The 22,369-nt window shown below is 70.8% G+C and carries 5 protein-coding genes; 4 read left to right on the top strand and 1 reads right to left on the bottom strand.

The genetic code is table 11. The annotated features are described in order from the left end of the window. The first annotated feature begins 87 nt into the window (after nt 1-87). From ACFWFP_RS14820 to ACFWFP_RS14810, 3 genes are all read left to right on the top strand, one after another. Nucleotides 88-16,908 carry an amino acid adenylation domain-containing protein gene (locus ACFWFP_RS14820; protein WP_379295279.1) on the top strand — a complete coding sequence of 5,607 codons (16,821 nt, stop codon included), beginning with the start codon at nt 88-90 and terminating at the stop codon, nt 16,906-16,908. A 225-nt stretch (nt 16,909-17,133) separates the two neighbouring features. Next, on the top strand, nt 17,134-18,156 hold the full coding sequence (locus ACFWFP_RS14815; protein ID WP_379295983.1) for an alpha/beta hydrolase: 1,023 nt from the start codon (nt 17,134-17,136) through the stop codon (nt 18,154-18,156). A 145-nt stretch (nt 18,157-18,301) separates the two neighbouring features. Continuing rightward, entirely contained in the window at nt 18,302-19,540 is a 1,239-nt protein-coding gene (locus ACFWFP_RS14810) for a TetR/AcrR family transcriptional regulator (RefSeq protein ID WP_379295277.1), read from the top strand. A gap of 4 nt (nt 19,541-19,544) precedes the next feature. Here ACFWFP_RS14810 and ACFWFP_RS14805 read toward each other — a convergent pair whose 3' ends face one another. Beyond that, on the bottom strand, nt 19,545-21,056 hold the full coding sequence (locus ACFWFP_RS14805) for an aldehyde dehydrogenase family protein (protein ID WP_379295275.1): 1,512 nt from the start codon (nt 21,054-21,056) through the stop codon (nt 19,545-19,547). A gap of 311 nt (nt 21,057-21,367) precedes the next feature. Here ACFWFP_RS14805 and ACFWFP_RS14800 point away from each other — a divergent pair, with 311 nt between their 5' ends. Next, entirely contained in the window at nt 21,368-22,369 is a 1,002-nt protein-coding gene (locus ACFWFP_RS14800) for an ATP-binding cassette domain-containing protein (protein WP_379295273.1), read from the top strand.

Here is a 22,369-nt window from a genome sequence, read left to right as displayed (position 1 = left end):
GATGAGTGGCAGTGCGCGTCGATATCGGTACGAGGTGTGCATGACCGGGCAACGGCAAGTCGACTCCGTCGATCGGACGGAACTGTCGTGACCCGGGCGAACCGGGCGTCCGGCGCCCGTGCCCGGCAGCGCGGAAAGTCGCTGCCGCAACTGCTGACCGTGGCGGTGGAATCCAACCCCGGCGGGCTCGCGCTGTCGTGGGACGACGGTGTGTCCGCGCCGGTGCGCTGGACCTACGCCGAGCTCGACGAACGTTCCAACCGGCTGGCGCGGCTGCTGATCGCCCGCGGCGTCGGCCCCGAGGACGTGGTGGCCATCGGCATCCCGCGTTCGCCGGAATCGGTGCTGGCCATGTGGGCGGTGACCAAGACCGGCGCAGCGTTCCTGCCCGTCGACCCGCACTATCCGCCTGCTCGGGTGAGTCACATGCTGGGCGATTCCGGGGCGGTGCTCGGGGTCGCGGTCGGCGCCGCGGTCGACCGTCTGCCCGGTGCGCTGGAGTGGTTGTGCCTCGACGACGACGCCGTCCGTCGCGCCACCGACGACCAGTCCGGTGATCCGGTGACCTTCGCCGACCGGGTGCGTCCGCTGCGGCTGCAACACCCCGCCTACGTCGTGTACACCTCCGGTTCCACGGGCCTGCCCAAGGGCGTCGTGGTGACGCACGCCGGCCTGGCCGGGTACTGCGCCGAGCAGCGCGCGCACTACGCGATCGAGCCGACCTCGCGGACGTTGCATTTCGCGTCGCCCTCGTTCGACGCCGCCGTGCTGGAGCTGTTGATGGCGGTGGGTGCCGGAGCCGCCATGGTGCTCGTGCCCGCGGGCATTTTCGGCGGTGCCGAGCTGGCCGACGTGCTGCGCCGCGAAGCCGTCACGCACATGTTCATCACCACCGCCGCCCTGGCATCGCTGGATCCGGCCGGGCTCGACGCGCTGGCCGTGGTCACCACCGGTGGCGAGGCGTGCCCGCCGGACCTGATCCGGCGCTGGGCCACCGATACCCGCCGGTTCCACGACTGTTACGGGCCGACCGAGACCACCATCGTGACCAACATCAGCGCGCCGCTGGTGGTCGGCGACACGATGAACATCGGGGCGCCGCTGCGTGGGGTAACGGAGTACGTGCTCGACGAACGACTGGTCCGGGTGCCCGACGGGATGATCGGCGAGCTGTACATCGCCGGTCACGGGTTGGCGCGTGGCTATCACCGTCAGCCGGGTCTGACGGCGTCGCGCTTCGTGGTCGATCCCTTCGCCGGGGCCGAGGGGCGGATGTACCGCACCGGTGACCTGGTGCGTCGCCGGGTCGACGGTGCGATCGAGTTCGTGGGGCGCAACGACTTCCAGGTGAAGGTGCGTGGGTTCCGGATCGAGCTGGGCGAGATCGACACTGTGCTCACCGCGCACGACACCGTCGACTTCGCGGTGACCGTGGGGCACGAACTCGACAACGGCACCACGATTCTCGCCGCGTACGTGCACGCCGCGCCCGGCGCGCGAATCGACACCGACCAGCTGTTCGAGCACGCCAAGGCCGGGCTGCCCGCGCACATGGTGCCGACCGCGCTGACCGTGCTCGACACCATTCCCCTGACTCCGGTCGGTAAACTCGACCGGGCCGCGCTGCCCGCGCCCACCCTGCGCGCCGAGGAGTTCCGGGCGCCCTCGGGTGCGATGGAAGAGCTTGTGGCGCACGTCTTCACCGAGCTGCTCGCCCCGGAGAACCCGGTGGGCGCCGACGACGACTTCTTCGCCCTCGGCGGCAATTCGCTGCTCGCCACGCGGGCCGCGGCGCGACTCGGAGCGGAGCTCTCGGCCCGGGTGCCCGCCGGTCACGTCTTCGAGAGCCCCACTGTCGCCGGACTCGCCGCGCTGCTCGAACCGCTGAAGGGCGCGGGCGGCCACGCGCCCCTGGCCCCGCGCGAACGCCCCGCGCTGATCCCGCTCTCTCCCGCGCAACAGCGGATGTGGTTCCTCAACCAGTTCGATCCGGGTTCGACCGCCGAGACGATCCCGTTCGCGCTGCGGCTGTCCGGACCGTTCGACCCGCGCGCCCTGCACGCGGCGCTGTCGGACCTGGTCGCCCGGCACGAATCACTGCGCACGCTGTACCCGGTCTACTCCGCCGAGGTGCCAGAGCGAGGTGCCGACGGCGCGGTGGTGGACGGCGTCGGCCACCAGGTCGTGTTGCCGATGGCCGAAGCCGTCCCCGATGTGCTGGTCGACTCGCTCACCGAGGACGAACTGCCGTTATGGCTCGGCGAATTCGCCGCCACCGGGTTCGATGTCGCCGCCGGTGTGCCGTTCCGGGTGGCGCTGGCCGAGCTCGGGCCGCACGATCACGTGCTCGCCGTGGCCCTGCACCACATCACCGCCGACGGCGCCTCGGTCGCGCCGCTGCTGCGTGACCTGCTCGGCGCCTACCTCGCCCGCCGCAACCGGTCGCGGCCCCGGTGGCAGCCGCTGCCGGTGCAGTACGTCGACTACACGCTGTGGCATCGCGAGCTCCTCGGCGCCGAAGACGACCCGGATTCGGTTGCCGCCGCCCAGATCTCGCACTGGCGGACGGCGCTGGCGGGGCTGCCCGACCGACTCGACCTGCCGACCGATCACCCACGCCCGCCCGTCTTCACCGGCCGCGGCGCCGAATTCGGGTTCCAGATCCCGGCGACGGTGCACACGGCACTCGCCGCGCTCGCCCAGCGCAGCGGCACCTCCGAATTCATGGTCGTCCACGCCGCTTTCGCGGTGCTGCTCGGTCGGATCGCGCACACCGACGACATCGCCATCGGCACCCCGGTGGCCGGTCGCGGCGCCAGGGAACTCGACGACCTGATCGGCATGTTCGTCAACACGCTCGTGCTGCGCACGCACCTCGACCCGCGCGCGAGCTTCGCCGAACTGCTGCGCGCGACCAAGCGCGCCGACCTCGCCGCCTTCGCCCATGCCGACCTGCCGTTCGAGCGCCTGGTCGAACTGCTCGATCCGGTTCGCTCGCAGGCCCATCACCCGCTGTTCCAGGTTGCCCTGTTCTTCCAGAACCTGGACCTGCCGAACCTGCGCCTGCCCGGCCTCGACGCCACTCCCGTCGAATTCGGCGGTGCGGTAGCGCGTTTCGACCTCCAGCTCACGATCGTGCCCGGCGCGGATCCGGCCGAGCCGATGGCCGCGTCGTTCAACTACGCCACCGATCTGTTCGACGCGGCCACCATCGAAATCCTGGCGGCCCGGTTCACCCGCCTGCTCGACGCGGTCGCCACCGACGCCGATCTCGCGATCGCCGAGATCGACCTGCTCACCGAGGCCGAGCGCGAGCAGAGCCTGGTGAGCTGGAACGAAACCCGTCATCCGGTGCCGCCGGAACCGATGCTCGACGCGTATCGCCGTGCGGTGCAGACCCATCCGGACGCCACCGCGCTGGTCTACGGCGACACCGAGCTGACCTACCGGCAGTTCGACGCGCGCGTGAATGCCCTCGCCCGGCTGCTGATCGACCAGGGCGTCGGTCCCGAAAGCCTTGTCGGCCTGGCTGTCCGGCGTTCACCCGACCTGGTGATCGGGATGTACGCGGTGCTCACCGCGGGTGGCGCCTATGTGCCGCTGGATCCCGACCATCCGGCCGAGCGCATCGCCTACATTCTCGACACCGCGCGCCCCGCCTGCGTGCTGAGCACCCGCGCCGACGCCATCGAAGTCCCGCCCGGCACCGCGCTGCTGCTGCTCGACGAACTCGATTTCGCCGGTGTACCGGGTGATCCCGTCCTCGCGCCGGAACTGCGCGCACCGCTGCACCCCGACCACCCGGCCTACGTCATCTTCACCTCGGGGTCAACGGGCAAGCCGAAGGGCGTCGCGATCTCGCACGCCGCCATCCACAACCAGCTGGTGTGGATGCTGGCGAAATACCCGCTCGCACTGGGTGATGTGTACCTGCAGAAGACCGCGACCACCTTCGACGTGTCGCTGTGGGGCTATTTCATGCCATTGCGCGTCGGCGCGAAACTGGTGCTCGCCACCCCGGACGGCCACCGCGACCCCGCCTATCTGATCGACCTGATCGGCAAGCACAAGGTCACCGTCACCGACTTCGTCCCGTCGATGCTCACGATGTTCGCCGCGCAGGCGGCAGCGGTCGACCCGAACTCCGTGTCCGAGGGCCACGCCGACCTGGAGTCGCTACGCGAGATCTTCGTCATCGGTGAGGCCCTGCCCGCGGAGACCGTCGATGCCATGGCCGCGGTCACTTCCGCCAGGTTGCACAATCTGTACGGGCCGACCGAAGCCGCTGTCTCGGTGACCTACTGGCCGGCCCGCCCCGGTGAGCGGTCGGTGCCGATCGGACTGCCGCAGTGGAACTCTCGCGTGTACGTCCTCGACGATCGGCTGCGACCGGTGCCGCCCGGTATCGCGGGGGAGCTCTATCTCGCGGGCGATCAGCTCGCGCGCGGCTATGTCGCGCGACCCGGTCTCACCGCCGATCGATTCGTCGCCGACCCCTTCGCCTCGGTATCCGGCGCGGGCTCGACGGGCGCTCGCATGTACCGCACCGGCGACCTGGTGGTGTGGCGCCGGCCCACCGCGAATGCCCCGCACCGGCTGGACTACCTGGGGCGCATCGACTTCCAGGTGAAGTTCCGCGGACAGCGGATCGAACTCGGTGAGATCGAGACCGCGCTGCTGGCGCACGAATCCGTGAGCCAGGCAGTGGCCTTGGTCGCGGCGACCGAGCTCGGTGACCAGCTGGTCGCCTACGTGGTGCCCGCGCCCGGCCACGCCGCCGAGCCCGACCGGCTACAGGCCGCTGTCTCGAAGACCCTGCCGGTCTACATGGTGCCTGCGTCGATCACCGTGCTCGACGCATTGCCGCTCAACCCCAGCGGCAAGCTCGATCGCACGGCACTGCCCGCGCCGAGCTTCACCGCACGGGCCTTCCGCGCGCCGAGCACCGCGCAGGAGCGGCTCGTCGCCGGTCTGTTCGGGGAAGTGCTCGGCCGTACCGACATCGGCGCCGACGACGACTTCTTCGCGCTCGGTGGCAACTCGCTGATCGCCACCCGCCTGGTCGCCCGACTCGGCGCCGCCACCGGTGGCCGCATCGCCGTGCGTACCCTCTTCGAAACCCCCACCGTCGCCGGGCTGGCCGCGGTACTCGACCCCGACGCGGTGGCGGAACCGGCCAGTGGCCTCGGCACCCTGCCTCGCCCCGACGAGCTGCCGCTCTCGCCCGCCCAGCGCCGCATGTGGTTCCTCAACCGCTTCGACCAGGGCGTCGACGACGGAGCCGCCGCCTACAACCTGCCCTTCGCGCTGCGGCTGACCGGGGCCCTCGACGTCGCGGCCCTCACCGCCGCGCTGCGCGACGTACTGGCCCGCCACGAGGTCCTGCGCACGGTCTACCCCGACACCGCCGACGGCCCGATTCAGCAAGTTCTCCCCGCGGACCGGGTCGACCTCGACGTCACTGTGCACCGGATCAGCGCCGGGCAGCCGACCGCGGGTGAGACCGGAGCCCAGGACGCCGCGACCGCGCTGATCGCCGAGGTGACCGCACTCGCGTCGACCGCCTTCGATGTGACCACCGAGGTTCCGTTGCGCGTCCGGCTGCTCGACATCACCGGGAGCGAACCCGACGCTCCCACGGAGTACGTGCTCGCCGTGGTGGTGCACCACATCGCCGCCGACGCCTCCTCGATGGCGCCGCTGGTGCGCGATGTGACCACCGCCTATCTCGCACGGGCCGCCGGACATGCCCCGGAGTGGGCGGCGCTGCCGGTGCAGTACGCCGACTACGCGCTGTGGCAGCTGGATCGGCTCGGCACCGAGGACGAGACGGATTCGGCGGCTGCCCAACAGCTCTCGTTCTGGCGCTCCGAACTCGCCGATCTGCCGGATCTGCTCGAACTGCCCGCCGACTACCCGCGCCCCGCCGTCGCCTCCCTCGCGGGCGGACGGGTGCCGGTGCGCATCGACGCCGCGACGCACGCCGCGCTCGCGCGGCTCGCCCGCGACAGTGGCGCCACGGTGTTCATGGTGTTGCACACCGCTTTCGCCGTGCTGCTGGCGCGACTGTCCGGTGCCGCGGACGTGGCGGTTGGCACCCCCGTGGCCGGTCGCGGAGAGCGTGAACTCGACGATCTGATCGGCATGTTCGTCAACACGGTCGTGCTGCGCACCCGCTACGACGGTGGTGCGACGTTCGCCGCGCTGCTCGCCGCCCAGCGCACGAGCGACCTGGCCGCGTTCGCCGCGGCCGATGTTCCGTTCGAGCGACTGGTCGAGGTGCTCGATCCGCCGCGCTCCACCGCACGTCATCCGCTGTTCCAGGTGGGTCTGTCCTTCCAGAACATCGACCGCGCGGCACTGGAACTGCCGGGCCTGCGGATCGCGCCGGTGTCCTCCGAACTCGCTGTGTCGCAATTCGATCTGCATCTGATCGTCGGCGACGGATACGACGCGGACGGCGCACCCACCGGCATCGAGGGCTTCTTCACCTACGCCACCGATCTCTTCGACGCCGCGACGGTGGCGGCCTTCGCCGACCGGCTGGCGTTGCTGCTCGACGCGGTGGTGCGCGAGCCCGCCGTGGTGGTCGGTGACGTCGACCTGCGGACCGCCGAGGAACGCGCGACCGAAATCGTCAGTGGCGCCGCTGATCTCGCTGTGCCCGGCGGCACCCTCGCCGACCTGCCGTCGGTCGCCCGCCCCGAAGCCGTCGCGCTCGTGGCCGATCTGCCCGAGGGTCGCCTCGAACTCACCTACGCCGAGTTCGAATCGCGGGTGAACAAGCTCGCGCGACACCTGATCTCGATCGGGGTCGGCCCGGAGTCGCTGGTCGCGCTAGCCCTGCCCCGGTCGATCGATCTCGTGGTCGCCATGTACGCGGTGACCAGGTCGGGCGGCGCCTACGTGCCGATCGACCCCGATCAGCCCGCCGACCGCACCGACTACATCCTGCACACCGCCGCACCGATCTGCGTGCTCACCAACGGTTTCCGAACCGACGCCGCGCCGGTGGTGCGCGTCGACCACCCGGTGATCGCCGCCGCCGATCCCGGCCCGATCACCGACGCCGACCGCCGTGCGCCGCTGCACCCGGACAACACCGCCTATGTCATCTTCACCTCCGGCTCCACCGGTCGCCCCAAGGGGGTGGCGGTGCCGCACGCGGCGGTGATCAACCAGTTGCAGTGGCTACGCGGTGAATTCGGCACGGATGCCGCTGATGTCTTCCTGCTGAAGACCCCCGCTACCTTCGACCTGTCCGTGTGGGAATTCTGGTCCGCCGCCGTCTGCGGTGGCCGCCTGGTGATCGCCGCGCCCGACGGCCACCGCGACCCCGCCTACCTGGACGACCTGATCACCGACGCGGGCGTCACCACCCTGACGGCGGTGCCGTCTCTGCTCGACGCGCTGTCCGGGTATTGGGAGTCGTCCGCGCACGACGAGAACGGCGGCCGGGTCGCGTTGACCCGCATCCTCGCGATCGGTGAATCCCTGCCCGCCGCGCTGGCCCAGCGCCTGCTGAAAGCGTTGCCCGGCACCAGGATCGACAACCTGTACGGCCCCACCGAGACAGCGGTGTCGATCACCGACCACCGCGTCGGCACCGCCGACGTGCTCACCGTGCCGATCGGCGCGCCCGAATGGAACAGCCGCGTCTACGTGCTCGATGAGCGCTTGCGACCCGTCGCCCCCGGCGTCCGAGGTGAGCTGTACCTCGGCGGCGTCCAGCTGGCTCGCGGTTACCTGCGCAAAGCGGCCCAGACCGCCGACCGCTTCGTCGCCGATCCTTTCGAACCCGGCGCCCGCATGTACCGCACCGGTGACCTGGTGGCGCGCCTCCCGCTGACCGGCGGTGGCGAGCTGAACTACTTGGGCCGCAGTGACTTCCAGGTGAAGATCCGCGGATTCCGGGTGGAGCCCGGTGAGGTGGAAGCTGTGCTGCTCGGGCTGCCCGGGGTGACTCAGGCCGCGGTGCTCGCCAGGACCGACGCCCATTTCGGCGATCGACTGGTCGCCTACGTGGTCGGCGCGGATCTCGATGTCGCACAGCTGAAGTCCGTGCTGGGGGACCGGTTGCCGACCTACCTGGTGCCCGACGCCTTCGTCGTCCTCGAGGAACTGCCGTACACCGTCAACGGCAAGCTGGATCGAAAGGCGTTGCCCGCGCCGGTCTTCGAGGCCGCCACTTTCCGTGCCCCGGCGACGCCCACCGAGCAGGTGGTCGCGGAGGTCTACGGCGAGATCCTCGGCGTCGCCTCCGTCGGCGCCGACGACGACTTCTTCGCCCTCGGCGGCAATTCGCTGCTCGCCACCAGGGCCGCGGCCCGGATCGGGACGGCACTCGATCGCACGGTCGGCGTTCGATTGCTGTTCGAGGCGCCTACGGTGGCCGATCTCGCCCTGCGCGTGCACCGATCCGACGAGGCCGCCGCACCGCGGCTACTCGCCGGACCGCGCCCGCAGCCGGTGCCGTTGTCGCTGGCACAGCAGCGGATGTGGCTGCTCAACCGGCTCGACCCCGACGCGACCGTCTACAACATCCCGGCCGCGATCCGGCTCACCGGCGCCCTCGACCTGCCCGCCCTCGGACTGGCCGTCGCCGACCTGTTCGCCCGGCACGAGGTCCTGCGCACCCGCTACCCGGCGCGCGGGGACGTGCCGGTTCAGGACGTACTCGCGCCCGACGCGGTGCGCGTCGACCTGACCCCGGTCGAGGTCGCCGCCGACGACCTCGCCGACGAGGTGCGCCGGTTCGTCGCCACCGGGTTCGACGTCACCGCCGAGCCACCGGTCCGCCTGCGGCTGCTGCGCCTCGGCGCCGACGATCACGTGCTGGTGTTCGTCGCCCACCACATCAGCGCCGACGGTTTCTCGATGGGGCCGCTCACCCGCGACCTCGTCCTCGCCTATACCGCCCGTACGGCGGGCTCGCCGCCCGCGTGGTCGCCGCTGCCGCTGCAGTACGCCGATTACGCGGTGTGGCAACGAGACGCACTCGGCGACGAAGCCGACCCCACCTCCACGGCCGCCGCTCAGCTGGCCTACTGGCACGACGAGCTCGCCGGCCTGCCCGAGGAGATCGCGCTCCCCGCCGACCGTCCGCGCCCGGCGGTGCAGTCCTTCGCAGGCGCCACCAGCACCTTCGAGATCGACGCCGCACTGCACGCCGCGCTCGCCGGATTGGCCCGCGCGCAGGGCGTCACGGTGTTCATGGTCGTGCAGGCCGCGCTCGCGGTGCTGCTCGCCAGGCTCAGCGGCGCTGGCGACGTCGCCATCGGGACCCCGATCGCGGGCCGTGGCGCCCGTGAGCTCGACGATCTGGTCGGCATGTTCGTCAACACCCTGGTGCTGCGCAGCCGGATCACCGAGAGCGATCCGTTCACCGCGCTGCTGTCACAGACCCGCGACACCGATCTGCGCGCCTTCGCCCACGCCGACGTCCCCTTCGAGCGGGTGGTCGACGCGATCGCGCCCACGCGGTCGGCGGGCAGGCACCCGCTGTTCCAGGTGGCGCTGTCGTTCGAGAACCTCGCCCCGGTCGCGTTCGAACTGCCGGGGATCACGGTGGGCGCGCTGGACGCCCGCACCGCCGAAGCCAAGTTCGACCTGTTGCTCACCGTGCGTGAGCAGCAGGACAACGGCGGGATACACGCCGAATTCGCCTACGCGACAGACCTGTTCGACGCCGGGACCGTGCGGAGTTTCGGTGCGCGCTTCGTGCGTCTGCTCGCCGCCGTAGCCGCGGACCCCGATCTCGCCGTGGGCGATATCGACCTGCTCGACCCCGCCGAATTCCTCGCCGGCATCACCTTCGCGGGCCCGGCGGCCGAGCCGGAACGCACCCTCGCCCAGCTGATGGACGACGCGGTGCGCGCCAACCCGACCGGCATCGCCCTGCGCGGCGACGGGCGCGGATTCACCTACACCGAACTCGACGCCGCCGCCAACCAGCTGGCCCGCGGCCTGATCGCTCGGGGCGCGGGCCCGGAAGCCGCAGTCGCGGTGGCGATTCGGCGCTCGGTCGAATCGGTGCTCGCGGTCTGGGCGATCGCGCGCACCGGCGCGGTGATCGTGCCGATCGACCCCGGGTACCCGGCCGAGCGGATCAGCCACATGGTGACCGACTCCGGCGCGGTCTTCGGCATCACCCTCGCCGCCGAACTCGCCGGCCTGCCCGCGCTGTCCGGCGACGGCGGCTGGGTCGCGCTCGACGATCGAGTGTTCACCGCCGAGATCGCCGGCTGCGCCACCGTGGGCCTGCGTGAGATCGAACTGCTCTCTCCGCCGAGTACCGGCAACGCCGCGTACATGATCTACACCTCCGGTTCGACCGGACTGCCCAAGGGCGTCGTTGTCACCCATGCCGGACTCGCCAACTTCTGCGCCGAGCAGAAACAGCGCTACCGCCTCGATACCACGACGCGCGCACTGGCTTTCGCCTCCCCGTCGTTCGACGCGTCCGTGCTGGAACTGCTGCTCGCCCTCGGCGGCGCGGGCACCCTGGTGGTCGCTCCCGCGGGATCCGTCGGCGGCACCGAGCTCGCCGAACTGATCCGCACCGAGGGCGTCACCCACACCTTCCTGACCCCGTCGGTGCTGGCCACCCTCGACCCCGACGGCGTACCCGGTCTGCGCACCCTGATCGTCGGCGGCGAGCACGTACCCGCCGACCTGGCCGCACGCTGGAACACGCTGCCCCAGCGGCACTTCCACAACGGCTACGGCCCCACCGAGACCACCGTCATGACCGCCATCAGCGACGCGCTGCGTCCGGGCGACCCGGTCCACATGGGTGGCCCGATCCGTGGCATCCGCGCCCTGGTCCTCGACGAACGCCTGCGTCCGGTCCCCGACGGCGTCGCCGGTGAGCTCCACCTCGGCGGCATCCAGCTCGCCCGCGGCTACCACCGGCGCCCCGCCCTCACCGCGTCGCGCTTCATCGCCGACCCCTTCGGTCCGGAGGGCGCCCGCCTCTACCGCACCGGCGACCTCGTTCGCCGACGTGGCGATGTTCTGGAGTTCCAGGGCCGCAACGACTTCCAGGTCAAGATCCGGGGGCTGCGGATCGAGCTCGGCGAGATCGACGCCGTGCTGGCCGCCGCACCCGGAGTCGCCTGGGTCGCCACGCTCGGCCGCGACAACGGCACCGGCTCGACGATGCTGGTGTCCTACGTCCTGGCCGACGAGGGTCGCGCGCTCGATACCGCCGAGCTCACCGCGCTCGCCGCGCAGGTGCTGCCCGACTACATGGTGCCCGCCGCGATCCTCGTGCTCGACGAGATTCCGCTGACTCCCGTGGGCAAGCTGGATCGGCGCGCGCTGCCGGACCCGATCGCCACTCGCGGCGAATACCGCCCGCCCCGCACCGCCGCCGAGAAGACCATCGCCCGGGTCGTCGCCGACGTCCTCGGCCACGACCGCGTCGGCCTCGACGACGACTTCTTCGCCCTCGGCGGCGACAGCATCACCGCCATCCAGGTGGTCTCACGGGCCACGGCGGCCGGAGTGGTTCTGCGACCGCGCGATCTGTTCGACGCGCGCACCGTCGCCGCGCTCGCCGGGCGCGCCGAAGTCGCCGTCGCGCCGAGCGCGCCCTCGGCCACGCTGCCACTCACCGCCACCGCCGCACAGCTCACCGAAGCGGGCACGGCCGCGGTCGAACCCCGCGCGGTGCTGCTCGAGGTACCGGCCGACTGCCCGGACGACGCCGTCGCCGCCGCCGCGGCCGCGGTGATGAACCAGCATCCGATGCTGTGGGCGCTGCTCGACCGCACGGGCGAGACCCCGGTGCTGCGCATCCCGCCGCCCGACGAACGCACCGGCGACGCCTTCCGCAGGCTCGACAACGAAGACGGTGAGTCCTCGCTGCCCGTCGACGACATCGTGGCCGCGGCCTCGGCGGCGCTCGATCCGGACGAGGGCCGCAATATCCACTTCGTGCTCACCGGCGACGCCGGGAGCTCGACCACCCTGGTCGTCGTCGCCAACGCCCTCGTCCTGGACGAGAATTCGTGGCGCGCCGTGGTCGATCAGCTGACCACGGCCTGGAGTCGCGGCCGCCACGCCGCACCCGCGGCACCCGACGACGGACTCGGTGACCTGGTACGCCACCTCGCCGAGTACCCCTCGACCGCCGCCGCGCGGGCCGAACGCGCGTACTGGCATCGCGCGATCCGTTCCAGGGCAGGCGAATCCGCCGACCTGCACCTGCGCAACCGGGTCTCGCTGAGCATCACCGGCGAGGGCACCACCGCGGTGCGCACCGTCGCCGACGCCTACCGCGCCACCGTCGACGAGGTGCTGCTCACCGCCGCCGCGCTGGCCCTGCACACGGCGGCCGACACCGCCGCGGCCCGGGCGATCGGCACGGTGGTGCGGCTGCGCGCCGATCAGCGCCTGCTCGGCCGACCCGATGCGGACAACGTCGTCGGCGGGTTCACCACCGACTACCCGCTCGCGCTGCGCCTGGACGGCATCGACGTCGGCGACGCGCTCGTCGGCGGTCCCGCCGCGGGAACGGCCCTGGCCCAGATCAAGGAACTGCGCCGCGCGGTGCCCGCCCACGGCGCCGGGTTCGGGCTGCTGCGCTACCTCGACGCCGAGACCGCCGACAGCGTCCGCACGCTGGACCGCGGCCGATTCGCCGTCCGCCTGCGCGACCTGCGCCCGGCGCGCGTGCACACCGATGTGGCCGCCGACGACCTCGCGCTGGTACTCACGGTCGACGCGACCGACGACGGCTTGGTCGCCCGGTTCGACTACGCCACCGCCGTGCTCACCGCGGACGCGGTCAAGACCTTCGCCGAACACTGGATCCGCGCGCTCGGCGGACTCGCCGAACACGGATTGCAGCCCGGCGCGGGCGGATTCACGCCGTCGGACTTCCCGCTGGTGCGTCTGGGCCAGACCGAACTGACGCGCCTGGTCCGCCGCTATCCGCTGCTCAGCGACGTGTGGCCGGTGACGCCGCTGCAATCGGGGATGCTGTTCCACGCGCTGCTCGCGGAGAACTCGGTCGACCCCTACATCACCCAGTTCGTCCTCGATCTCGATCTGTCCGTGGACGCCGAGCACCTGCACGAGGCGGCACAGGCCGTGCTCGACCGGCACGACAACCTGCGCGTCGCGTTCGCCACCGACGCCGCGGGCGCGCCGCTGCAGGTGGTGCTCGACGACATCGACGTGCCGTGGCAGGTCATCGACGCCGACGAAGCCGCCTACCAGCGCATTCGCGCCGCCGATCTGGCCGCGCACTTCGACATGGCCACCGCGCCGCTGCTGCGGTTCACCCTGGTGCGCACCGCCGAGGCCGCGCATCTGCTCGTCACCAGCCATCACATCCTGATCGACGGCTGGTCGACCCCGCTGCTGCTGCAGGAACTGCTGACCGCCTACGTGGTCGGCGGTCGTAGCAGGCGCCTGCCGAAGGTCGCGCCCTATCGCGACTACCTGGCCTGGCTCGTCGACCAGGATCTCGAAGCCGCGAGGACGGCATGGCGCACCGCGCTCACCGGACTGGCCGAGCCCACACCGCTCGCCCCCGTCGATCAGGGCCGTGAGATCGCGACGGGCACCGGGGAAACCGGCTTCGCGCTCTCCCCGGCCGACACCGCCGCGCTGAGCGAGCTCGCCGCCGGCCTCGGCGTCACGGTGAACACCGTGGTCCAGGCGGCGTGGGGCCTGCTCATCGCACGGCTGGTGGATCGCGACGACGTGGTGTTCGGCGCCACCGTCTCGGGCAGGCCTGCCCAGCTCGACGGTGTGGAGCGGATGGTCGGGTTGTTCCTCAACGCGATTCCCGTTCGCGTGCGGTTGCGCCCCGGCGATACCGTCGCCGAGCTGCTGCGCAGGCTGCAGGACGATCAAGCCGCGCTGCTCGATCACCACTACCTGGGGCTCGGTGAGATCCAGGAGATCGCGGGCATCGACGCGCTGTTCGATTCGCTGGTCGTCTTCGAGTCGTTCCCGGTCGACCGCGAGGGGCTGGCGCGGGCCGCGTCCGGATCGGCCGCCGTCACCGGGATGGACGCCGCCAACGGCACCCACTACCCGCTCACCGTGCAGGTGGTCGCCGACGGGCAGCTCCGGGTGTCGGTGAAGTACCTGCGCGATGTGTTCGGTGAGGACACCGCCACCGCGCTGGCGCAACGCTTTTCGATGCTGCTGGCGCGGTTCGTCGCGGGCCCGCAGGCCAGGATCGCCGAGATCGATGTGCTGCTCGCGGAGGAACGCGCGACCCTGGCGGCGGTCAACGCCACCGACGCGCCCGAACTGCTCGACGAGGCGACCCTGCTGTCGCTGTTCGACGCGCAGGTACGGCGCACGCCGCAGGCCACCGCGCTGGTCGACGGCGAAACCACCTACACCTACGCGGAATTCGACGAACGCGTGCGCGATCTCGCCGCTTCCCTGCGTGCGCGGGGCGCCCGGCCGGAAACGCTCGTCGCGGTCGCGATGCGGCGCGGCATCGACCTGGTGACCGCGATCTACGCGGTACTGCGGACCGGTGCGGCGTACGTACCGGCCGACCCGGACCATCCGGCCGAACGGACCGAACGGGTGCTGGCCTCGGCCGCGCCGATCTGCGTGCTCGCCACCGCCGGTTTCACCACCACGTCCGGCATCCCCGTCCTCGACATGGACACCGCCGGTGGTGAAGTGGCGGATCTCGCGCTGCCGGCGGCCGACAATCTCGCCTACGTCATCCACACCTCCGGGTCCACCGGCACGCCCAAGGGCGTCATGCTGACGCACCGGCAGCTGGTCAACCAGTTCCGCTGGGCGCAGCGCACCTACCCGCACGGACCCGGCGACGTGGTCCTGCACAAGACCCCGGTCACCTTCGACATCTCCACCTGGGAGTTGCTGTGGCCGTTGCAGACCGGCGCCACCGTGGTGATCGCGGCTCCCGACGGGCACCGTGACCCGGCCTACCTGGCCGAGGTGATCACCGAACGCGCCGTCACCACCGCGCATTTCGTGCCCTCGATGCTGGATGCGTTCCTCGCCGATCGCGACCCGGGCGAATTTCCGTCACTGCGAAGGGTATTCGCGGCGGGCGAGGCGCTGTCATCCTCGACCGCCCGCCGGTTCGCCCAGGTGCTGCCCGCGGCGACACTGGTCAACTGGTACGGGCCCGCCGAAGCCACCGTGGTGACCGCGGCGCAGGTCGAAGCCGGTCCCGCCGTGGGTATTTCGATCGGCGTTCCGGTCGCCAACACGCGCGCGCACGTGCTCGATCGGCAGCTGCGTCCCGTCCCGCCCGGCACGGCGGGGGAGCTGTACCTGGAAGGTGTGCAGCTGGCCCGCGGCTACCTCGGCGCGCCCACTCTCACGGCCGAACGCTTCGTGGCTCATCCCGGCGGCGGCAGGCTCTACCGCACGGGCGACGTCGTGCGCTGGACCGCCGACGAGAACCTGGAATACCTGGGCCGCAGCGACTTCCAGGTGAAGCTGCGTGGTCAGCGCATCGAGCTCGGTGAGGTCGAGGCGGTCCTGCGCGATCATCACAGTGTCCGCCACGCCGCTGTCGCGCTGGTCCACGGCCCGACGGGAGACCGCCTGGTCGGCTACGTGGTGCCGGTCGAGGTGCCGGTCGAGTCGGCTCCCGCCTCGGCTCGCCCGGAGGGCTATTCGATCGAAAGCGGCGCCACCACCGCCGGTTTCGATCAAGTCGCGCTGCTCGCCCATGCCAGGGCCGCACTCCCGTCGTACATGGTTCCGGCGACCGTGGTGATCCTGAGTGCGCTGCCGCTCAACGCCAGCGGCAAGCTCGACCGCAAGGCCCTGCCCGTCCCCGCCTTCACCACGCGCGCCTACCGCCCGCCGACCACGCCGTTGCAGCGTGCCGTCGCCGAGGTCTACGCGGAGGTGCTCGGCGCGGGCAAGGTCGGCCTCGACGACGACTTCTTCGAACTGGGCGGCAACTCCCTGGTCGCCACCAAGGCCATCAGCCGTTTGCGCACCAGGGTCGGCGCCGAGGTGCGGGTGCAGTGGTTCTTCACCGACGCCACCGTGGCCGCGCTCGCCGAGCGGATCGACGCCACCCAGTCCGCGGGCGGCGACCGCGACCTCACCTCCGACCTCGAATCCGACGACGCCCTCGGCGTCCTGCTGGCCATTCGCAATCGGGTGCCGCACGGCACCGAGGCGGGCGGCGCGCTGTTCTGCATCCACCCGATGTACGGGCTGTCCTGGTGCTACGCCGGGCTGGCGCAGTACATTCCGGCGCGGCGGCCGATCTTCGGCCTCCAGTCGCCCGCGCTGAGCGAGGCGGGCTACCTGCCCGGCACGCTCGCCGAGATGGCGCGCCGCTACGCCGCCGAGATCAGGACCCAGCAGCCACACGGCCCGTACCGGTTGATGGGCTGGTCGCTGGGAGGTGTGCTCGCCCACGCCGTCGCCACCGAACTCCAGGCGGCGGGGGAGCAGGTGTCGCTGCTGGCGATGCTGGATTCGCATCCCGATATCGATGTCCCCGATTTCCACACCGCGGTCCGTGACGCGCTCGCCGAACTCGGCGTCGACATCAGCGCGGCGCTGCCCGCCGCGGGGGTGCGCGAACTCAGCGAGGACGCACTGGCCGCGCTGCACGCGATCATCCCGGCCAACATGGCCGTCCTCACCCCCGAACGGGTGCGCCGGATCTACCGCAGCGCGGTGCGCTCGGCCGAGCTGATCGCCGAACACCGGCCCGCGGTGTTCCGTGGCAGGCTCGAATACTTCAGCGCGCTCGGACACGAGGCGGCGGCGGCCAATTGGGCCCCGTATGTCGACGGCGCGGTGCGCGATCGGCCGGTCGCGGTGGTGCATGATCAGATGACCTCGCCGCAGGCGCTGGCCGAGATCGGTCCGCGACTGGCGGAACTGCTCGACGCCGGTGACCGTGCGGCCGGGGCGCGATGACACAAAACGCTGGTGCGCGGTGACATCAGGGGTGCCGGTGAGGCATGATGTGACCGCGCTGTTGTAACGATTACCCCTGTTGTCACCACCGGATAACCCGTAGGGTCTGGCTGGTTGCAACTTCGTGCCCTGTTGGAGCACGGACCGAATCGGAATTCGAGACGAAGCGAAGGTGCGAAATTGATGCGTCGGCACACCCGGCGTCGTGGCTCCCGGGCCGCGGCGATGATCGCGGCAACGGCAGTGGCGGCGGGACTGATGGCCGGCATCGGCACGAGCCCGGCATCAGCTGACCCGATCATCGATTCCAAGAGCCTGCTCGCCAACCCCGTCTCCGACGACGGCTCCAAGATCGTCAAGGCCGAAGTGAAGGATTCGCGCAGTCTGCGGCTGCACGTGTACTCCGCGGCCATGGATCAGAACATCATCGTCGACGTGCAGCGTCCCGCCGACGCCTCGGTCCCGCGCCCCACGCTGTACCTGCTCAACGGTGCGGGCGGCGGCGAGGATTCGGCGTCGTGGGTGGCCAAGACCGACGCGCTCGAATTCCTCAGCGACAAGAACGTCAACGTCATCCAGCCGATCGGTGGCGCCTGGAGCTACTACACCGACTGGATCCACGACGACCCGGTCCTCGGCCGCAACAAGTGGAAGACCTTCTTCACCGAGGAACTGCCCCCGCTGGTCGACGGCGCGCTGGGCACCAACGGTGTGAACGCCATCGCGGGTCTGTCCACCTCCGGCACCACCGTGCTCGCGCTGCCGATCGCCAAGCCCGGCCTGTACAAGGCGGCCGCGGCGTACAGCGGTTGCGCGCAGACCTCCGACCCGGTCGGTTCGGAATTCGTGAAGGTCACGGTCGAGACCTGGGGCGGCGGCGACACCATGAACATGTGGGGTCCGCAGGGTTCGCAGGGCTGGGTCGAGAACGATCCGTATGTGAATGCCGAAGGTTTGCGCGGCCTCGATCTCTACATCTCCACCGGCAACGGCCTGCCCGGCCCGTACGACACCCTCGACGGACCGTACGCGCTGCCCGGCGCCTACGGTCTGGCCAACCAGATCGTCATCGGTGGCGTCATCGAGGCGGGCACCAACTACTGCACGCACAACCTGGCCAACCGGCTCAACGAGCTGGGTATCCCGGCGACGTACAACTTCCGCCCCAACGGCACCCACTCGTGGGGCTACTGGAAGGACGAGCTGAAGCTGTCGTGGCCGACCCTGGCGCGCGGGCTCGGCCTGTAGACGCTGGTTTCTCCCGGACCGCCCCGATAGCGAGCACGTCGCTGCCGGGGCGGTCCCATTTCCTCGACCTGCCCTCGACGTTTGCGAATTGTGGTTAACTTAGGTTGACTGGACCAACCCGGTTCGCGCAACGGAAAGTGAGTGCATGGTCGCCGATCGCAGTGAGGCCGAACAGGCCTGCGAGCCGACGACCGCACCTGCCCGCGTCGTGCGCCGCAGGCCGAAGGACCGCAAGATGCAGATCATGCGGGCCGCCGCCCGTGCGTTCAGCGCGCGCGGCTACTACCCGGTCGGGGTGGACGAGATCGCCGCCGAGGTCGGTATCTCCGGACCCGCGCTGTACCGCCACTTCGCCAACAAGTACGCGCTGCTCGTCGCCGCCGCCGAGGAGGGCGCTCGGGGTTTGCGCGATGTCGCCGCCGCGGCCGACGACCCGTCGCTGAGCCCGGAAGCCAGGCTCGACGCGCTGCTCACCGCCGTCGCCGAACGCAATATCGACATCCGCCGCGAGGCCGGGCTCTACCGCTGGGAACGCCGCTACCTCGAGCCCGACGACCGGGTGCGCATCCGCGCGTTCTATCGCGAACTCGAGGCGAACGTGGCCGCGCGGATCGCCGAAGTCCGGCCGGAGGCCGGCGCGGACGACGTCATCCTGCTCGCCGTCGGCGCGCTGAGTTCGCTGGCCAGCATCGCCGCGCACCGCACCACCCTCTCGCACGGCCGCATGCTCGCGGTGCAGCTCGAGATGGCCTGGGCGATCGTGCGCGCCGAGCTGCCCCCCACCCCCGCCGCGGCCGAACCCGGCAAGCAGCCCCGTGGCCTTCCGGTCACGTCGAAACGTGAACAGCTGCTCACCGAGGCGATCCGGATCTTCGGCCGCAACGGGTATCACGAATCCGGTATCGAGGAGATCGGCGCCGCCGTCGGCATCAACGCCTCCAGCGTGTACCGCCACTTCGACAGCAAGGCCGACCTGCTCGCGGCGGCTTTTCATCGCACCGCCGACCGGCTCGCGGTCGCGATCGGCGAGGCGCTGGCGGAGAGCGAGAACCGGGCCGACGCCGCCCGCCGCATCGCCGACCAGCACGCGCGCCTCACCTTCGCGACCCCCGAGATCGCGCCGGTCTACTACGCGGAGTTCAGTAACCTCCCGCAGGCCGAGCAGCACCGTCTGCGCGCCATCCAGCGGCAGAACATTCTGGAATGGGCCAACCTGCTCGACGGCGACCCGATCGAAGCCCGCTTCCGGGTACACGCCGCCGTCGGGCAGATCATCGATGTCGGTCGGTTGCTGCGTTTCGACTCGCGCCCCGAACAGCTCGCCCGCCTCGCCGCGCTGACCGGCGCGGTACTGCTCGGCAGCGGCTCGGCGGACGGGAACTAGCCGCTCAGCCGCGGCCGTGGCGCAAGCGGAACAGGGCTTTCGCCGTCTGCAGGTGCCCTGGTCGGCGGTCGAAGGTCGACAGCCGGACCGGGGCCCGGTAGCGCCTGCGGGCGATCGACAGCGTGCGGCTGTATTCGTACAGCCCGTGCTGACCGTGGCTGTGCCCCTGGCCGTATTCGCCCACCCCACCGAACGGCAGGGCCGGGATGCCGGTGAACGCGGTCGATGAATTCACCGTCACCACACCGACTTTGAGCTGTTCGGCGATGAGCTCCGCGCTGGGGATATCGAGGGTGAAGATGGTGACGGCGATGCCGTTGCCCGCCGCGTTCACCCGGGTGACGGCGTCGGCGAGGTCGGCGACCCGGTTCACCACGAGCATCGGGCCGATCCCTTCGCCGGTGATCGCGATGCTCTCCTCGGGTACCTCGGCCAGCACGATCGGCTCCACGTACGGGTCGCGGAACGAATCGAGCCCGCCGAGTACCGCGTGCCCGCCGTGGGCGAGCGCGTCGCGGACCTGTCTGCGCACCACGTCGACCTGGGTGGCATTGATCATCGGCCCGTAGGAGGCGCGGTTGTCGGCGCCGGGACGCAGTTTCGCCGCTCGCTCGGCCACTCTGGCCAGGAAGTCGTCGAACACCGAATCGGCGACATAACAGCGCTGGATGCCCGAGGAGTTCTGGCCGGCGTTGGCCATCGCGCCGAACACCGCCGCCTCCGCGGCCGCGTCGAGCACCGCGTCGACGTGCACGATCATGCTGCCCTTGCCGCAGTTCTCCACCACCACCGGCGTCAGCGTCTGTGCGCACAGCGCGATCACCTCGCGTCCGCGCGCCTGCGGCCCGGCGTAGGCGATCTTGTCCACCTCGGCCTTGCACAGGGCGGTAGCGGTCCGCGAATTTCCGGTAACCGCCTGCAACACGGGTTGTTCGGGCGATACCGCGGCCCAGCTGTCGGCCAGCCAGGTGCCGACCCCGGTGCTGAGTTCGTGCGGATTGAACACCACCGCGTTGCCCGCGGCCATGGCGTAGGCGATCGAACCCATCGGCGTGAACACCGGGTTGTTCCACGCGCCGAGCACGCCGATCACGCCCAGCGGCAGATAGCCGACGGAGGCGTGCTGATTGCGGGTGAACCAGCCGGTGGGCAGGCGCTTGCGGCCCAGCGTGCGCTCGGCGTTGCGGGCGGCCCAGTCCAGATTCTCCACCGCCAGCATCACTTCCAGGGTGGCGTCGGCCTCCGGTTTGCCGGTCTCGCTGCGCAGGAGATCCACCAATTCACCTGCGTTCCTGGCGATCTGGCGACGCCAGTCGAGGAGCAGATGCTTGCGCTCGCTGAAATCCAGTTCCCCCCACCAGTTCTGGGTGGCGCGTGCGGTGCGCACGGCGCGGGTGACCTCGGCGGTGCCCTGCACGGGATACTGCGCGAGCTGTTCACCGGTGCGCGGATCGAAAGCCGTGAGCACATCGGATCGACCGGCGGGCGCGGCAGCGGTAGAAGCCGACTCGACCATGGTCACCTCCCCAAGATCGAACACGCCCGCACGCGGGCCGGTGAGACGAGTGTTTCCCCGCTGTCAGCGTATGGGCGCACGGCCCGGCCGACAAGGTCCGCGCACTGCCCTTGCACTGCCCAGGTGAGCAACACCACAGCGGGTCGCGGGCAGCGCCCGGCAAACCGGGCGCATCGGCGCAGACCGGGCCCGCGAAACCGCCGGACCGGTAACATCGCGCCGAACGGTATGGATCACTTACCGGGAAGAATTTATTCCGCGTGCGCTCGTCTCTTCCAGAGCCGTGCGCACCGGCCGATGGTGGAGAGTTGATGCCGAGTTCGATCTCAGTGGATTCGCCCGCAGGTGGCGTCGCGTCGAGCGACAGTGAACCCGCGGTGCTGGTGTCCGACGTGCGCAAGTCGTTCGGCGATGTGCACGCTTTGCAAGGCATCAGTTTCCAGGCAGGCAAGGCCAGTGTCCTGGGCATTCTCGGACCCAACGGCGCGGGCAAGACCACCATGGTCAAGGTCCTGTCGACCCTGCTCCGTCCCGACTCCGGCACCGCCGTCGTAGCGGGGCACGACGTGCTCACCGATGCCGCGGGCGTGCGCCGCTCGATCATGATGACCGGCCAGTACGCCGCGCTCGACGAGAATCTGACCGGCCGGGAGAACCTCGAGCTGTTCGGGCGACTGATGGGCCTGACCAAGTCGGCCGCCCGCAAGCGCGCCGAAGTGCTGCTCGAGGAATTCGACTTGGTCAGCGCGGGCAAGCGGGCCGTGCGCAACTACTCCGGCGGCATGCGCCGTCGCGTCGATATCGCCTGCGGGCTCGTCGTGCGACCCGAGGTAGTGTTCCTCGACGAGCCGACCACCGGCCTCGACCCGCGCAGCCGCCAGGGCGTGTGGGACCTGGTGACCGCGCTCAAGAACCAGGGCATCACGGTGCTGCTGACCACGCAGTACCTCGAAGAGGCCGACGTGCTCAGCGACAACATCATCGTCATCGACAAGGGCACCGTCATCGCCGAGGGCACCGCCGACGAGCTCAAAGCCAAGACCGGCGGCAGCTTCTGCGAGATCGTGCCGCTCGATCCGAGCCGTGTCCCGCAGACCGTCAAGGCCCTCGGTGACCTGGTCCCGGCCGCTGTCGCCGCCGAGACCGACGGCGCCGACAAGGTGTCCATCCCGGCCCCCGACGGCGCCGCCACCCTCGCCGAGGCACTGCGCAGGCTCGACGCCGCGGGCATCGACCTGGCCGACATCGCGCTGCGCAGGCCCTCGCTCGACGACGTGTTCCTGTCGATCACCGGCCACTCGGGCGGCCACTAG

This window comes from Nocardia sp. NPDC060249 (assembly GCF_042728755.1).
Classification (GTDB): Bacteria; Actinomycetota; Actinomycetes; order Mycobacteriales; family Mycobacteriaceae; genus Nocardia.
The sequence above is the reverse complement of the archived record's forward strand: the minus strand, read 5'-3'. Positions and strand labels throughout refer to the sequence as shown.

Coding starts and splice junctions, on each gene's coding strand:
- ACFWFP_RS14800 (WP_379295273.1), top strand. CDS start 21,368: ATGCCGAGTTCGATCTCAGTGGATTCGCCCGCAGGTGGCGTCGCGTCG.
- ACFWFP_RS14805 (WP_379295275.1), bottom strand. CDS start 21,056: ATGGTCGAGTCGGCTTCTACCGCTGCCGCGCCCGCCGGTCGATCCGAT.
- ACFWFP_RS14815 (WP_379295983.1), top strand. CDS start 17,134: ATGATCGCGGCAACGGCAGTGGCGGCGGGACTGATGGCCGGCATCGGC.
- ACFWFP_RS14810 (WP_379295277.1), top strand. CDS start 18,302: ATGGTCGCCGATCGCAGTGAGGCCGAACAGGCCTGCGAGCCGACGACC.